We start from the raw sequence: 14,436 nt of genomic DNA, 5'->3' as shown, positions 1-14,436 counted from the left end.
AGCGTAGTGGCGGTTGGCCGTTTCGTACTCAACGTGAGCGGTGTTGATGGTAATGCCGCGGGCCTTTTCTTCGGGCGCTGCGTCGATCTGGTCGTAAGCCTTGGCTTCGCCGCCGAACTTGGCTGCCAGAACGGTTGCGATCGCAGCCGTCAGCGTGGTCTTGCCGTGGTCAACGTGACCGATGGTGCCGACGTTCACGTGCGGCTTGGTACGTTCAAACTTGCCTTTTGCCATTTCAATTCTCCAAAAAGAGCATTCCCGTGTGTGGTTTTACGTCTGCATCCGGTTGCTGATTCCACCCGCACGGGAACAGGTGGGCACCGGATCGCAGACCAAAAAGAGGAAACCCCGAGGCCTGCTGGCAGGCTCGGGGTGGGCGTCAATTACTTGGCGCGGGCAGCCACGATGGCTTCGGCCACGTTACGCGGAGCTTCGCTGTAGTGCTTGAACTCCATCGTGTAGGTGGCACGACCTTGCGACATCGAGCGCAGGGTGGTCGAGTAGCCGAACATTTCCGACAGCGGAACTTCAGCCTTGATGGCCTTGCCGCCGCCGACCATGTCGTCCATGCCTTGAACCATGCCGCGACGCGAGGACAGGTCGCCCATCACGTTACCAGCGTAGTCTTCCGGCGTTTCGACTTCCACGGCCATCATGGGTTCCAGGATCACCGGGTTGGCCTTGCGGCAACCTTCCTTGAAACCAAAGATAGCGGCCATCTTGAACGCGTTTTCGTTCGAGTCCACATCGTGGTACGAACCGAAGGTCAGGGTGACCTTGACGTCCACCACGGGGTAGCCGGCCAGCACGCCGTTGTTCAGGGCTTCGATCACGCCCTTCTCAACTGCGGGGATGTATTCGCGAGGCACCACACCGCCCTTGATGGCGTCGACGAACTCGAAGCCCTTGCCGACTTCGTTGGGTTCGACGGTGAACACCACGTGACCGTACTGGCCCTTACCGCCGGACTGACGCACGAACTTGCCTTCGACGTCGGTCACTTGCTTGCGGATGGTTTCGCGGTAGGCCACTTGCGGCTTGCCGACGTTGGCTTCCACACCGAATTCGCGCTTCATGCGGTCAACGATGATTTCCAGGTGCAGCTCGCCCATGCCGGCGATGATGGTCTGACCCGATTCTTCGTCGGTGTTGACGCGGAACGAAGGATCTTCCGAAGCCAGACGTTGCAGGGCGATGCCCATCTTTTCCTGGTCGGCCTTGGTCTTGGGTTCCACGGCCTGGCGGATCACCGGCTCAGGGAAGACCATGCGTTCCAGCATCACAACGGCTTCCGGATCGCACAGGGTTTCGCCGGTGGTCACATCCTTCAAGCCCACGCAAGCAGCGATGTCGCCGGCGCGGATTTCGTCCACTTCCTGACGCTCGTTGGCGTGCATCTGAACGATACGACCAATGCGTTCCTTGCGGCCCTTGACCGGGTTGAACACGGTGTCGCCCTTGCTCAGAACGCCCGAGTAAACGCGCACGAAGGTCAGCTGACCCACGAACGGGTCGGTCATCAGCTTGAAAGCCAGAGCCGAGAACTTCTCGTTGTCGTCGGCCTTGCGGCTGACGGGCTGCTCGGACTCGTCGGTGCCGGACACCGGGGGAATGTCCACCGGCGACGGCATAAGTTCGATCACGGCGTCCAGCATGCGCTGCACACCCTTGTTCTTGAAAGCGGTACCGCACAGCATCGGCTGGATTTCGCAAGCGATGGCGCGGGTGCGCAGACCGAGGGTGATTTCCTCTTCGGTCAGGTCACCTTCTTCCAGGTACTTGTTCATCAGCTCTTCCGACGACTCGGCAGCAGCTTCGACCATCTTTTCGCGCCATTCCTTGGCGGTTTCCACCAGGTCAGCGGGGATGTCTTCGAAGGTGAACTTCATGCCTTGCGAAGCTTCGTCCCAGATGATGGCCTTCATCTTGCGCAGGTCCACAACGCCCTTGAAGTTTTCTTCAGCGCCGATGGGGATCACGATGGGCACGGGGTTGGCCTTCAGGCGCAGCTTCATCTGGTCCACGACCTTGAAGAAGTTGGCACCGGTGCGGTCCATCTTGTTCACAAAGGCCAGACGCGGCACCTTGTACTTGTTGGCCTGACGCCAAACGGTTTCCGACTGGGGCTGCACGCCGCCCACAGCGCAGTACACCATGCAAGCGCCGTCCAGCACGCGCATGGAACGCTCCACTTCAATGGTGAAGTCCACGTGGCCGGGGGTGTCGATGATGTTGATGCGGTGCTCGGGGAAAGACATGTCCATGCCCTTCCAGAAGCAGGTCGTGGCAGCCGACGTGATCGTGATGCCGCGTTCCTGTTCCTGCTCCATCCAGTCCATGGTGGCGGCGCCATCATGCACTTCACCGATCTTGTGGTTCACACCGGTATAGAACAGGATACGCTCGGTCGTGGTGGTCTTGCCGGCGTCGATGTGAGCGGAAATACCGATGTTGCGGTAGCGCTCGATGGGGGTCTTGCGGGACATGGAATTTCTCCGTTAATCGCTGAGAGCCCGCACAAGGGCGGGCTCTACAACGCGAGGGGATTGAGTTGTTTTTAGAAGCGGAAGTGGCTGAAAGCCTTGTTGGCTTCGGCCATGCGGTGAACTTCATCACGCTTCTTCATGGCACCGCCACGGCCTTCGGTGGCCTCGAGCAGTTCGTTGGCCAGACGTTGGGCCATCGACTTCTCACCGCGCTTGCGGGCGGCTTCCTTGATCCAGCGCATGGACAGAGCCAGACGACGGACCGGGCGCACTTCCACGGGCACTTGGTAGTTGGCACCACCAACGCGGCGGGACTTCACTTCCACCATGGGCTTCACGTTGTTGATGGCAACGGTGAAGGCTTCCAGAGCGTCCTTATCGGGATGCTTCTTGGCGATCAGTTCCAGGGCACCGTAAATGATGCGTTCTGCAACAGCTTTCTTGCCGCCTTCCATGATCACGTTCATGAATTTGGACAGCTCGACATTACCGAACTTCGGGTCCGGCAGGATTTCACGTTTAGGGACTTCGCGACGACGTGGCATTTCTTCACCTCTATGCTTCAGTTGGCACCATTGCAGGTACCGCGAGTGCCATGGGGCATCTCACTTACTCGACCCAGCGCCAACACGGCACCTTGCGGGTCACTACGTTTGCACCGCCAGCCAGGCGATTCAAACACCGATGTTTTTCAAAGCCATGACGCTTTGCGGCAACAATGAAGCCGCGACCTGGCAGAAAACTGCTTAGGCCTTCTTCGGGCGCTTGGCGCCGTACTTGGAACGCGCTTGCTTGCGGTCTTTCACGCCTTGCAAGTCGAGCGAACCACGCACGATGTGGTAACGCACACCGGGCAAGTCCTTGACACGACCGCCGCGAACCAGCACGACGCTGTGTTCTTGCAGGTTGTGGCCTTCACCGCCGATGTAGGAAATGACCTCAAAACCGTTGGTCAGGCGCACCTTGGCGACCTTACGCAGAGCGGAGTTAGGCTTCTTGGGCGTCGTGGTGTACACGCGAGTGCACACGCCACGGCGCTGAGGAGAGTTTTGCATCGCGGGGCTCTTGGACTTGGTCTTTTCGACCTCGCGCCCCTGACGCACGAGCTGGTTGATGGTTGGCATGAAACGTCCCTAAACGTTTAAAAATTACAAATACGCCGACAAATTCGGCTACACACCCGTGACACGCCAGACCTCTGGCCGACCTGAATCAGCCCTTCAGCAAGCCCCTGCCGTACTCGTCAAAGCACCGCAAACACTTTTCTGGCGTGAATGTGTATCCCTTCGGAAATTCCGAAAAGCCTTCTAATGTAGCAGGTCAGTCCCGCTGGGGCAAGCCCTGCTTGACAAGCCCAGGCCTGTCGCCAGGGGGCCCCGGCGGCGGCCGGCCCGCACCGTCGTTCTCACTTGATCCACAGGCGGATCGAATCCCAGGCCCGGCCCATGAGGCCGGCTTCCTCGACGCCATCCAGCGCCACCAGGGGCAACTCGAGCAGCGGCTGGTCGGCCAGCGTGACCTTCAGGGTGCCCAGCGACTGACCCTGCGTGAAAGGCGCCACCAACGGGTCCATGCGGGTGACCTGGGTTTGCACCTTGCTGGCACTGCCGGCCGGCACGGCCACCACGATGGCCTCGGGGCGCCCCAGGCGCGCCGTGCTGGCCTTGCCCTTCCAGACGGCCGGGGTGACCACGGCCTGGCCCGCGTCAAACAGCTTGACGGCTTCGTAGGCGGTGTAGCCCCAGTTCAACAACTTCTGGCTTTCATTGGCCCGGGCGTTCTCGCTGCTGGTGCCCAGCACGATGGACAGCAGGCGGCGCGAGCCCACCAGGGGGAAGTCGCGCTTGGCGGTGGCGATCAGGCAGTAGCCAGCGGCGTTGGTGTGGCCGGTCTTCAGGCCGTCCACCGACGGGTCGCGGAACAGGAGCAGGTTGCGGTTGTTGGCGTTGGTGGCCGGCGTGCCCTCGTAGCGGTACTGCTTGATCGCGTAGTAGGAGATGTACTCGGGGAAGTCCTGCATCAGGCGGGTGGCCAGGATGCTGAGGTCGCGCGCGGTGGTGATGTGGCCCGGTTCGGTCAGGCCTTCAGGGTTCTTGTAGCCGGTGTTCTTCATGCCCAGGGCCTTGGCCTGGGCGTTCATCATTTCAATGAAACGCTCGGCCGTGCCGCCCACGCCCTCGGCCAGGGCCATGGTGGCGTCGTTGCCGGACTGCACGATCATGCCCTTGATCAGGTCTTCGACCGGCACTTGCATCTTGGGGTCGATGAACATGCGCGAGCCCGGCATCTTCCAGGCACGCTCGCTGACGGGCAGGCGCTGCTTCAGGTCCAGCTTCTTGGACTTGAGGGCATCAAACACCAGGTAGGCGCTCATGAGCTTGGTCAGGGACGCGGGCTCCACCGGGTTGTCGATGTCCTTGGCCGCCAGGATCTGGTGGGCCGTGACGTCCATCAGCAAATAGGCTTTGGCCGCGATTTCGGGGACTTGGGGCGTCTGGGCCGACACCGTGAGGGTGGCCGCCAGGGAGATCGACGCCAGCAGCGCCTTAAAGAAACGTTTCATGTCAGAAGACCGTGAGAGCAGAAAGCAAAAAAGAAACGGCGCACGCTGCGACCAGGCAGCGCCGCCGGTGTGCGACCAGGTCCGCCGTGGGACTCGGTCGCGGGCGACAAAGTTCAACCCACACCCGAGCCCGCAGGCGCTCGCCTCAAGGGCGCAGGTGGCGCAGCACGCAGTTCTTCAACAGCGGCAATTGTCCGTGAAAGAAGTGCCCCACCCCGGGCACCACCGTCACCGGCACGCCTTGGGGTCGGGCCCAGTCCATGACCGCGCTCAGCGGCACCGTGTCGTCCTGCTCGCCATGCAGCACCAGGGTGGACTCGTGGGCCGCCTCGGGCAGGGGCGCCACCTGAAAGCGCGACGCCGCCGTGCCCACCAGCACCACACGCTGCACCTCGCGCTCGGCCCAGGTGGCCTGCAAGGCGTGGCTGGTCACATAGGCGCCGAACGAAAAGCCCGCCAGGGCCAGCGGCCCCTCAGGGGCCTGGTCGCGCAGCACGGCCATGAAGTCGTCGATCTCGCCACGGCCCTCGTCCCAGGTGCCCGCGCTGCCGCCCACACCGCGGAAGTTGAAGCGCACTGCGTCCCAGCCCGCCTGCACAAAGGCCCGCGCCAGGGTCTGCACCACCTTGTTGTCCATGGTGCCGCCAAACAGGGGGTGCGGGTGGGCGATCACGGCGACACCGCGGCGCGTGGCGCCCTCGCTCAGGGTGGCGGCATCGCGCAGGCCTTCGAGGCGCCCTGCGGGGCCGATCAGTTCAAATTTCAAAGTCTGTGCGTTCACAGCAAGGGTTCCTCAGCCCCCGCCCCAGCGGCAGGCGGCTCATGACAGGTGAAAAAGCCCGCCCTGCCCACCCAGCGGTCGGCGCGCGGGCCAGGGGCTGGGCCAGCAGGCCGCTCAGCGCCCCAGGTGGGCCGGGGTCAGCAGACGCTCCACCACCTGGCCGTTCTTGAGGTGCGACGCCACGATCTCGTCGATGTCGCTGGCGTCCACATAGGTGTACCAGACCGCCTCGGGGTAGACGACGGCCACCGGCCCGCCAGCGCAGCGGTCCAGGCAACCCGCCTTGTTGACCCGCACCTGGCCCGGGCCGGCCAGGCCGGCGGCCTTGACCTGCGCCTTGCAGCGCTCAAAGCCTTCCTGGGCGCGGTGGTGGGCACAACTGTCCTCGCCGTTGCTGCGCTCGTTGAGGCAGAAGAAAACGTGCCGCTGGTAGTACGACGCGGGCGCGGCGTCCGGCGTGGCGCGGCTGGAATCGGTTGGGTGTTCAGACATGCCCCGATTCTAGGAGCCAGACGCCGAAGATGGGGCAGACAAAGGCGGCTCCCGGCGCGAAAGCCGGTGCACCAGCGAAGCCAGCACCGCAAACGGCCACAGCCAGCCAACCCACTGCGCGAGGCCATGGAAACGGATGAAACGCCCCTGCTCCCAGGTCTGCAGGGTCTGCGCAAAATAGGCACTGGTGGGCGACTGGTTGAGCACCGACAGGTGAACGCCCAGCGCCAGCAGGCACAACGTGGCGCAGCCGCGCCGGCTCAGCCACAGCATGGGCAGCGCCAGCAGCACGGCCAGCACCAGGCCCAGTTGCACCGGCAGGCTGAGCCAGCTCCAGGCATGGCTGGGGCCGTAGCTCAGCGCGGCCGACAGGCCCGTGGTGCCCACGCCCACCAGCAGGGCCAGCACCAGCCAGGCCGCCCGGCGGGGCACCGAGCGGATGATGCTGTAGCCCAGCAGACAAGGCACCAAGGCCCCCAGGGCCACGCACAGCAGCTCGGCACTCGGGATCAGCGGTTGCAACTCGACGTCGCGCACCGGCAGCCAGTCGAGCAAGGGGGTGTCGGCCAGCCAGTCGGCCAAACCCTCTTCGACGCGCTCCATGACCTGCCCCAGCCCCAGCGGCACGGCGGCCGGAAACAACAGGCCGACTGGCCACAAGGCCAGCAAGACCAGCGCATCGCGCGCGTCGGGCATGAACCAGCGCGCCCGAAACCGGCTCCAGCGGTCCAGGGCACCCAGCTTTTCGAGGGCCCAGGCCAGCACCGCGCCCAGGCAGCCGCCCGCGATGTTGAGCCCCAAGTCCACATGGGAGGGCACCCGCGACGGCAGGTAGCTTTGCAAGGCCTCCAGGCACAGCGACAGCAGCGCCGAGGCCAGCACGGCGCGCCAGACCGGGTAAGAGCGCGCCGTGCGCAGCCCCCCCAGCGTGATCAGAAACCCCAGCGGCCCGTAGCCCAGCGCGTTGGACAGGATGTCAAAGCCGGTCCAGTACTGCGGCAGCGACGCACTCAGGAAGGCCAGCGGCGAGATGCCTTGGGTGCGCCATTCGCCAAACGGGTACAGGCTGGCGTAAACAATCAGGACGGCATAAAAAAGCGCCAGCGGCCAGGCAGAGCTCTTGTGGTCGGACACAGCACCTGTCCCAAGCCTCAGAACGGCTTGACCACCACCAAGATCACGGCGGCCAACAGCAGCAGCACCGGCACTTCGTTGAACCAGCGGAACCAGACGTGGCTGCGGCGGCTTTCACCCGACACCAGCTTGCTCAGCAAGCGGGCGCAAGCGTGGTGGTAACCCACGGCCAGCACCACCACCAGCAGCTTGGCGTGCATCCAGCCATTGCCCGGCCCCCGGCCAATGCCGTAAACCAGCCACAGCACCAGGCCCAGGGCCAGCGCAGGCACCGCCAGCAGGGTGGTGAAGCGCAGCAGCTTGCGCGCCATCAGCAGCAGGCGCTCGCGTTCGGCGATCGAGCCTTCCTGCACTTGCGCCAGGTTGACGTAGATGCGCGGCAGGTAAAACAGGCCGGCGAACCAGCTGGCGACGAAGACGATGTGAAGGGCTTTGATCCAGAGCATGGCCCCAGTGTAGGGCCTGACGCGCGCGCTGCAAGCCGGTCATCGCAAGCCCCCGCGCTGGGCGGAGGCAAAAAAAACCCAGCCATCGGGCTGGGTTGGGAAGCCTTTTTGCTGTCACACATCAAGGCACCCGCTCAGGGAGGAAAAGCGGGGAGCAGCAAGCTGCCCAGAGGTAATTTAGCAAAGCGGGGCGGTGAACTCAAGAGAAAAATGCAGTTTCAAGGTCCCAAACGGTAAAAAATCGACATTTTTTCAAGATAAGGTGCTCAGTGATCTCAAAAAATTGATATTTCTGATCAATCGCCTCAAAGGGCAGACTTACCAGCCCGGGCCCGATGAGGCACAATTTTCCAATGAGCACACCCCTCCTCCACCCCACGCCCTTCCCCGCCAACCGGCCTCGCCGACTGCGCCGCGATGAGTTCACCCGCAACCTGGTGCGCGAGCACCGCCTGAGCGCGCACGACCTGATCTACCCGGTTTTTGTGCATGAAGGGCAGAACCGGCGCGAGGTGGTGGCCTCGATGCCGGGCGTTGAACGCCTCAGCCTGGACCTGCTGCTGCGCCAGGCTGAAACCTGCGCCAAGCTGGGCATCCCGGTGATGGCGCTGTTCCCGGTGATCGACAGTGCCCTGAAAACCCCCGACGGCAAGGAAGCCCTCAACCCCGATGGCCTGGTGCCACGCGTGGTGCAGGCCTTGAAGCGCGAGGTGCCCGAGCTGGGCATCATGACCGACGTGGCGCTCGACCCCTTCACCAGCCACGGCCAGGACGGCCTGCTTGACGACAGCGGCTACATCCTCAACGACGAAACCACCGAGGTGCTGGTGGGGCAGGCCCTGGTGCAGGCCCAGGCTGGCGTGGACATCGTGGCCCCCAGCGACATGATGGATGGCCGCATCGGCGCCATCCGCGAACAGCTCGAAGCCCAAGGCCACATCCACACCCGCATCATGGCCTACAGCGCCAAGTACGCGAGCGCCTTCTACGGCCCGTTCCGCGACGCCGTGGGCTCGGCCGCCAACCTGGGCAAGAGCAACAAGAAGGTCTACCAAATGGACCCCGGCAACAGCGACGAGGCCCTGCGCGAAGTCGCCATGGACCTGGCCGAAGGCGCCGACATGGTGATGGTCAAGCCCGGCATGCCTTACCTGGACGTGGTGCGCCGGGTCAAGGACCAGTTCCATGTGCCCACCTTTGCCTACCAGGTCAGCGGGGAGTACGCGATGATCAAGGCAGCGGCCCAGAACGGCTGGCTGGACCACGACGCGGTGATGCTCGAAAGCCTGCTGGCCTTCAAGCGCGCGGGCGCCGACGGCGTGCTGACCTACTTCGCGATCGACGCCGCCCGGGCCCTGCAAGGCGCCTGAGCGCCGCCCCCCTGCCCCGGGCGCCCGCGCCCGGGGCTCCCTTTGCCGCCACAGGACCCCGCCCATGCGCATCTTCAGCTTCCAGGGCTCCACCATCACGGAAACCGACACGCTGCCCACCAGCGTGCCCGACAAAGGCCATGTCTGGATCGCCTGCGCACGCAGCGAGTTCGAACAGCAGCAAGCCCAGATCCAGGCCACCTTGCAGCGGCTGACCGGCCTGCAACTGGTGGACCTGCACATCTCCGACCTGCTCAACCAGCAACTGCCCTCGCACTACGACTACACCTCGCAGTACGACCTGCTGGTGTTCCGCCGCCTGGCCACCCGCCCGGCCGAGGCCGGTCATGGAGCGGCGGCGGGCCTGGCCAGCCCCAGCCAGATGAAGGGCGGCCCGCCGGTGCTGCACCGCATCGACACCAGCCCGGTGGGCTTTGCGCTGTTCGACCAGGTGCTGCTGACCGTGCACCCCGCCGATTGCTCGGTGCGCGAGGCCTTTGCCAGCCGCCTGTTGCAGACCGTCAGCGGTGAGGCGCGCCCCACCGGGGCCCGCCTGCCCAGCCACCCCGCCGACCTGATGCTGCGCCTGGTCAACCAGATGGTGGACGGCTACCTCGAGCTGCGCCGCGAGCTCACGCGCCAGCTCGACCACTGGCAAAACGCCCTGCTCAAGCCACGGACCCGCTTCAACAACTGGAGCGCCCTGCTGCAGGCGCGCCTGGCCCTGCACCACCTGGACGAGATCTGCGAAGACCAGCGCGCCGCCATCCAGGACTGGATCGACGCGCTGGAAACCTGGCCCGACGCCCAGACGCTGCCGGAGCAACGCGAGCGCGACCTGCTCAAAGTGCGCAGCCGCGACGTGCTCGAGCACATCGAACGCGTCGTGCACCATGTGCGCCGGCTCGAGCAAAGCGCCGAGACGGCGGTGCAAATGCACTTCTCGGCCCAAAGCAACCGCACCAACGACATCATGCGCACGCTGACCGCATTGACCGCGGTGTTCCTGCCGCTGAACCTGATCGCGGGCATCTTTGGCATGAACTTCGAGTTCATCCCGCTGATCCACCTGCAAAACGGGTTCTGGTGGGCCATGGGCACCATGGGCGTGATCGCCCTGGTGCTGATCGTGGTGTTCTGGCGCAAGCAGTACCTGGCGCGCACCCAGCGCTGAGGCCCGCCGGCCGCGCGTGCAGACCCGCTGAGGGCGCCCGCGGCGCCCGGCGCTCAGGGGCGCGGCAAGCCGTGCTCGCGCTCCAGCACGTCGGCCACCAGCTCCAGCCGAAGCAAGGGGTTGTCCAGCGCCATCAGGCGCTGCTTGTCGGCCGGCAACAGGGGCAGCAGCTCACACCAGCGGTTGGCCAGCCAGGCGCAGTCCTGGAGTTGGTGCGGCGCACGCACGGGCAGCGCATCGTCGCCCAAACCCTGCTGGGCGGCTTGCTGTGCCCACTGGGCCAGCACGTCCTGCAAGGCGCGCGACACGTGCTGCAAATCGTCCGGCACCGCGATGGGCGCATCGGCCGGCAACCACTCGGCCACCTGCCCCACCCACAGCCCATGGCGCAGGCGCTGCGACTGGGCCAGGCGAAAGCGCTGACCGCCCTCGCACAGGATGCGCAACAAGCCCGACTGGGGGCGCTCCAGCGAGACGATGCGCGCCGCGGTCCCAACCAGGGCAAAAGCCTCGCCCGGGGGCCCCGCGCCTGGCGCCCCCTGCACCTCCTGGCCCTGGCTCAGCGTGACCACCCCGAAGGGCAGGCCCTCGCGGTGGCAGCGGCCGATCATGTCCAGGTAGCGCACCTCGAAAATCTGCAGAGGCAAGGCCCCGCCCGGGTAAAGCACGGTCTGCAGCGGGAACAGCGGCAGCACCTCGTCGGCGTTCCAGGTCATGGCCGACCGTCCTTGCGCGGCGCCAGGAACAAGGCGGCCCCGTTGTCCCACGCGACGCGGCGCGCCACCTCGAGTGGCAGGCCCCCGAGCCAGCGGCGGTAGCCCTGCATCAACTCGTCGTACTGCTGCCAACGGCCGTTGACCCAGGTGTCCGAACCGATCAGAAAGCGCGTCGGGTACTTGAGCATCAGGGCCCGCCAGGCCGGGCACAGCTGGCCATCAGCGCAGGTCAGACCCGGCCGGTAGGACAGCTCGCCCAGCAGCCGCGGGTAGCGGGTGAACAAAGCGTCCACGCGCTCGGGCGACACCCCCCCAATGCCTGTGTGGGCCCAGATCAGCTGCAGCGCCTGACCGCCTGACGGCGTGGCGCCCATCAGCAGGTCGATGGCGACATCGTCGACGTGCGCAAACACCGTCATGCCCTCAGCCTCGGCCCAGGCCATCAGCTTGACGGCCACCGGGCCGCGCGCGTTGGCGCTGTCGTAGAGGTGAAATTCGCCGATGCCGCGGTACGGCCCCGCCGCCGTGCCGCGCGCGTGCTCGGCACGCACCATGTCAAAAATGGTTTCGTCGCGGAACCAGTTGTCGTAATCGGCGCGCTGGCGGTACAGGCGGATGAAGGGCACCACCTGGACCCCGGCTTCACGCACCGACGCGTGCTCGGTCAGGGTCAGGGTGCCCGCGTTGGGGCGCGAATTGGCCAGCACCGCCTGCACCCCGTTGCGCCGAAACCGCTGCACCACATCGGCCGGTGGGTGCGGGCCATGCTGCCCGTCCCAGGCCTCGGTGTTGTAGTGCAGGTGCGCGTCAAACAAAGGCCCTTTGTAGGGCTCGGGCCCGGCCGCCCAGGCAGGGCCTGCCAACCCGGCACACAGGGCCAAGGCGCCCAGGGCCGCACGGACCCAACGGGCCCCCGGGCCCTTCGGCCCCCCAACGCCTCGGTACGAGGCGGACTTCGATCCCGTCATGGCAAGACCTCATCCCAATCCAGGGGCCGGTGGCCCGGGTGACACTCAGGCCAGGTGCTGAGCGAAGAAAGCCAACGAACGCTCGAGCGCCGCCTTGGCCGCGGCCGCGTCGTAAGAACCCCGCTGGTCGCAGTTGAAGCCGTGGTTGGCCGCATAGACATGGGTCTGCACCTCGGGGTGGGCCGCGCGGAACGCCTCGACCGTGTCGAGCGGGATCCAGTGGTCCTGATCGCCAAAATGCGCCAGCACCGGCACCTTGGGTTGGCGCGCCACCTCGGCCGGGGTGGTGACACCGCCGCCGTAGTAAGCCACTGCAGCGCTCAGGCCCTGCAACTCGGCGGCCGAGCGCCAGACCAGCAGACCGCCCCAGCAGTAACCCACGATGCCCACCTTGCCCGCCGACGCGGCATGGTCCACGGCGGCCTGGATGTCCAGCAGCACGCCCGGGGCCGGCAGGGCCTCGACGGCGGTCTTCAGGCCAAAGCCCTCACCCATGTCGGCCTCGGTGTAGCCCAGCTCCACACCCGCCTTGACGCGGTGGAAGGTGGACGGCGCCACCGCCAGGTAGCCCTGGGCGGCGTAGCCGTCGGCGACCGCGCGGATGTGCGAATTGACACCAAAAATCTCTTGCAGGACGACCACAGCGCCCTTGGGCGTGCCCGCGGGCTGCGCCACGTAAGCCGGGAACACATGGCCGTCGGCGGCCTTCAGATCGGTGAATTGACCCATGAACAATCTCCTTGGAAACAAAACGGAACGCGCCGGGGGCTCGCCCCCTCAACCGCGGGTGGGCGCCAGCACGGCACGCCAGCTGACCGCACAATGGACGACGGGGCGAACGGGCGACCCAGGTGAAGCCCCGGCCACGCCACAGGCGTTTTTTAACCGAACAAGCTTACCCTGAGAGGAGATCGGGACATGGACAAGGTTTTGCTCGTCACTGGCGGCAGCCGGGGCATTGGGGCGGCCACCGCGCTGCGGGCGGCCGAAGCTGGCTACGCGGTCGCGGTCAACTACAGCGCCAACTCGCTGGCCGCCGACGAGGTGGTGCGCCAGATCCGCGCCCAGGGCGGCAGCGCCATCGCGGTGCAGGCCGATGTGGCCGACGAGGCCCAGGTGCTGGCCATGTTCCGCAAGGTGGACGCCAAGCTCGGCCGCCTGACCGGCCTGGTCAACAACGCCGGCGTGGTGGACGTCAGCGCGCGGGTCGAGGACATGAGCCTGGCGCGCTGGAAGCGCATGTTCGACATCAATGTGCTGGGCAGCTTTCTGTGCGCGCGCGAGGCCGTGCGCCGCATGAGCCAGCGCCATGGCGGCTCGGGCGGGGCCATCGTCAATGTGTCCAGCGCCGCGGCCCGGCTCGGATCGCCGGGGCAGTACGTGGACTACGCGGCGGCCAAGGGGGCCATCGACGCCTTCACCGTGGGCCTGGCCAAGGAGGTGGCGGCCGACGGCATCCGCGTCAACGCGGTGCGGCCCGGCCTGATCGAGACCGAGATCCACGCCTCCGGTGGCCTGCCCGACCGGGTGCGCGACCTGGCCCACCTGGTGCCGATGCAGCGCGGCGGCAGGGCCGACGAAGTCGCGCAGGCGATTGTCTGGTTGCTGTCGGAGCAGGCAAGCTACACCACGATGTCGCTGCTGGACGTGTCCGGCGGCCGCTGAACCGGCCCGACATCCGCCGCCTGTCCACCCCAAGCCCCACCGCCCGCCCCATGAGCACGCCCACCATCCGTTATTACTGGGAAGACCTGCAAGTCGGCTCGCAACGCGACCTTGGCAGCATCACCCCGACGCGCGAAGAGATCCTGGCCTTCGCGGGCCAGTTCGACCCGCAGCCCTTCCACCTCGACGACGAGGCCGCCAAGGCCTCGGTGTTTGGCGCCCTCTGCGCCAGCGGCTGGCACACCTGCGCGATGGCCATGCGCCTGATGGTCACCAACTTCCTGCACGAGGCCGCCAGCCTGGGCTCGCCAGGCCTGGAGTCGGTCAAATGGCTCAAACCGGTGTACCCCGGTGACACGCTGAACCTGCGCCATTCGGTGCTGGAAAGCCGTCCCATGAGCAAGCGCCCCGACGTCGGCCTGGTGCGCACCCAGTGGGCCATGTTCAACCAACATGGCGAGCAGGTGCTGCACATGGAAGGCTACGGCATGTTCCGGCGCCGCCACCCGGGGGCCCCCGTACCCGATGCGCCAGCGTCATCGCCCACCGACGCCTGAACCAGCCCGATTTGCACAGAGGGGAAGCCCTGAGCAGCCCCAGCTATGGCGTGGGCCACAAAGCCCGGGCGGTGTGCGAGACTG

Annotated in this window: 16 protein-coding genes; 4 read left to right on the top strand and 12 right to left on the bottom strand. The window is 65.8% G+C overall.

Features of this window, described 5'->3' with window-relative positions; genetic code table 11:
- The 9 genes from PSQ40_RS17750 to PSQ40_RS17710 all read right to left on the bottom strand — a co-directional run.
- On the bottom strand, positions 1-234 hold a 234-nt coding region (locus tag PSQ40_RS17750), incomplete at its 3' end, for a GTP-binding protein (RefSeq protein ID WP_273953220.1).
- 149 nt (positions 235-383) lie between these two features.
- Positions 384-2,486 carry an elongation factor G gene (fusA, locus tag PSQ40_RS17745; protein WP_273953219.1) on the bottom strand — a complete coding sequence of 701 codons (2,103 nt, stop codon included), beginning with the start codon at positions 2,484-2,486 and terminating at the stop codon, positions 384-386.
- Positions 2,487-2,557: 71 nt separating this feature from the next.
- Positions 2,558-3,031: a 30S ribosomal protein S7 gene (rpsG, locus tag PSQ40_RS17740; protein WP_273925288.1), complete on the bottom strand. Its 474-nt coding sequence runs from the start codon at positions 3,029-3,031 to the stop codon at positions 2,558-2,560.
- A 201-nt stretch (positions 3,032-3,232) separates the two neighbouring features.
- Entirely contained in the window at positions 3,233-3,610 is a 378-nt protein-coding gene (rpsL, locus tag PSQ40_RS17735; protein WP_027477404.1) for a 30S ribosomal protein S12, read from the bottom strand.
- A 281-nt stretch (positions 3,611-3,891) separates the two neighbouring features.
- Positions 3,892-5,049: a D-alanyl-D-alanine carboxypeptidase family protein gene (locus PSQ40_RS17730; RefSeq protein WP_273953218.1), complete on the bottom strand. Its 1,158-nt coding sequence runs from the start codon at positions 5,047-5,049 to the stop codon at positions 3,892-3,894.
- A 145-nt stretch (positions 5,050-5,194) separates the two neighbouring features.
- Positions 5,195-5,830, bottom strand: coding sequence for an alpha/beta hydrolase (locus tag PSQ40_RS17725; protein ID WP_273953217.1), 636 nt, complete (start codon positions 5,828-5,830; stop codon positions 5,195-5,197).
- 114 nt (positions 5,831-5,944) lie between these two features.
- The gene (locus PSQ40_RS17720; RefSeq protein ID WP_273953216.1) at positions 5,945-6,322 is read right to left on the bottom strand and encodes a (2Fe-2S) ferredoxin domain-containing protein; all 378 of its coding nucleotides are present in this window, start codon (positions 6,320-6,322) and stop codon (positions 5,945-5,947) included.
- 9 nt (positions 6,323-6,331) lie between these two features.
- Positions 6,332-7,456, bottom strand: coding sequence for a VanZ family protein (locus PSQ40_RS17715; RefSeq protein WP_273953215.1), 1,125 nt, complete (start codon positions 7,454-7,456; stop codon positions 6,332-6,334).
- Between the two features lie 17 nt (positions 7,457-7,473).
- The gene (locus PSQ40_RS17710; protein ID WP_273953214.1) at positions 7,474-7,902 is read right to left on the bottom strand and encodes a CopD family protein; all 429 of its coding nucleotides are present in this window, start codon (positions 7,900-7,902) and stop codon (positions 7,474-7,476) included.
- A gap of 353 nt (positions 7,903-8,255) precedes the next feature.
- On the opposite strand from PSQ40_RS17710, the gene hemB reads away from it, so the two are divergent.
- Both hemB and PSQ40_RS17700 read left to right on the top strand, forming a co-directional pair.
- On the top strand, positions 8,256-9,272 hold the full coding sequence (gene hemB / locus PSQ40_RS17705; RefSeq protein ID WP_273953213.1) for a porphobilinogen synthase: 1,017 nt from the start codon (positions 8,256-8,258) through the stop codon (positions 9,270-9,272).
- Between the two features lie 64 nt (positions 9,273-9,336).
- The gene (locus PSQ40_RS17700) at positions 9,337-10,446 is read left to right on the top strand and encodes a magnesium transporter CorA family protein (protein WP_273953212.1); all 1,110 of its coding nucleotides are present in this window, start codon (positions 9,337-9,339) and stop codon (positions 10,444-10,446) included.
- Positions 10,447-10,499: 53 nt separating this feature from the next.
- Here PSQ40_RS17700 and PSQ40_RS17695 read toward each other — a convergent pair whose 3' ends face one another.
- Genes PSQ40_RS17695 through PSQ40_RS17685 form a run of 3 tightly spaced genes read right to left on the bottom strand, consistent with a single transcriptional unit; the run spans position 10,500 to position 12,859 of the window.
- The gene (locus PSQ40_RS17695) at positions 10,500-11,162 is read right to left on the bottom strand and encodes an LON peptidase substrate-binding domain-containing protein (RefSeq protein ID WP_273953211.1); all 663 of its coding nucleotides are present in this window, start codon (positions 11,160-11,162) and stop codon (positions 10,500-10,502) included.
- Positions 11,159-12,130, bottom strand: coding sequence for an amidohydrolase (locus PSQ40_RS17690; RefSeq protein WP_273953210.1), 972 nt, complete (start codon positions 12,128-12,130; stop codon positions 11,159-11,161). Before PSQ40_RS17690 ends, PSQ40_RS17695 begins: the two co-directional genes overlap by 4 nt.
- 45 nt (positions 12,131-12,175) lie before the next feature.
- Positions 12,176-12,859, bottom strand: a complete 684-nt coding sequence (locus PSQ40_RS17685) for a dienelactone hydrolase family protein (RefSeq protein ID WP_273953209.1) — start codon at positions 12,857-12,859, stop codon at positions 12,176-12,178.
- Between the two features lie 189 nt (positions 12,860-13,048).
- On the opposite strand from PSQ40_RS17685, the gene PSQ40_RS17680 reads away from it, so the two are divergent.
- Entirely contained in the window at positions 13,049-13,795 is a 747-nt protein-coding gene (locus PSQ40_RS17680) for an SDR family oxidoreductase (protein WP_273953208.1), read from the top strand.
- Between the two features lie 50 nt (positions 13,796-13,845).
- Positions 13,846-14,352 (top strand): MaoC family dehydratase, encoded by a 507-nt coding sequence (locus PSQ40_RS17675; RefSeq protein ID WP_273953207.1) that lies wholly within the window; start codon positions 13,846-13,848, stop codon positions 14,350-14,352.
- Positions 14,353-14,436 lie beyond the last annotated feature (84 nt).

Origin of the sequence: Curvibacter cyanobacteriorum (genome assembly GCF_028649475.1) — a bacterium.
Lineage (GTDB): Bacteria > Pseudomonadota > Gammaproteobacteria > Burkholderiales > Burkholderiaceae_C > Curvibacter > Curvibacter cyanobacteriorum.
Note: the sequence above shows the minus strand (reverse complement) of the source record. Positions and strands in the feature narration are given on the sequence as shown.

What these genes read in the sequence shown, in the direction of transcription:
- fusA (WP_273953219.1), bottom strand. Translation starts at nt 2,486, where the DNA reads ATGTCCCGCAAGACCCCCATCGAGCGCTACCGCAACATCGGTATTTCC.
- rpsG (WP_273925288.1), bottom strand. Translation starts at nt 3,031, where the DNA reads ATGCCACGTCGTCGCGAAGTCCCTAAACGTGAAATCCTGCCGGACCCG.
- rpsL (WP_027477404.1), bottom strand. Translation starts at nt 3,610, where the DNA reads ATGCCAACCATCAACCAGCTCGTGCGTCAGGGGCGCGAGGTCGAAAAG.
- PSQ40_RS17730 (WP_273953218.1), bottom strand. Translation starts at nt 5,049, where the DNA reads ATGAAACGTTTCTTTAAGGCGCTGCTGGCGTCGATCTCCCTGGCGGCC.
- PSQ40_RS17720 (WP_273953216.1), bottom strand. Translation starts at nt 6,322, where the DNA reads ATGTCTGAACACCCAACCGATTCCAGCCGCGCCACGCCGGACGCCGCG.
- PSQ40_RS17710 (WP_273953214.1), bottom strand. Translation starts at nt 7,902, where the DNA reads ATGCTCTGGATCAAAGCCCTTCACATCGTCTTCGTCGCCAGCTGGTTC.
- hemB (WP_273953213.1), top strand. Translation starts at nt 8,256, where the DNA reads ATGAGCACACCCCTCCTCCACCCCACGCCCTTCCCCGCCAACCGGCCT.
- PSQ40_RS17700 (WP_273953212.1), top strand. Translation starts at nt 9,337, where the DNA reads ATGCGCATCTTCAGCTTCCAGGGCTCCACCATCACGGAAACCGACACG.
- PSQ40_RS17695 (WP_273953211.1), bottom strand. Translation starts at nt 11,162, where the DNA reads ATGACCTGGAACGCCGACGAGGTGCTGCCGCTGTTCCCGCTGCAGACC.
- PSQ40_RS17690 (WP_273953210.1), bottom strand. Translation starts at nt 12,130, where the DNA reads ATGACGGGATCGAAGTCCGCCTCGTACCGAGGCGTTGGGGGGCCGAAG.
- PSQ40_RS17685 (WP_273953209.1), bottom strand. Translation starts at nt 12,859, where the DNA reads ATGGGTCAATTCACCGATCTGAAGGCCGCCGACGGCCATGTGTTCCCG.
- PSQ40_RS17680 (WP_273953208.1), top strand. Translation starts at nt 13,049, where the DNA reads ATGGACAAGGTTTTGCTCGTCACTGGCGGCAGCCGGGGCATTGGGGCG.
- PSQ40_RS17675 (WP_273953207.1), top strand. Translation starts at nt 13,846, where the DNA reads ATGAGCACGCCCACCATCCGTTATTACTGGGAAGACCTGCAAGTCGGC.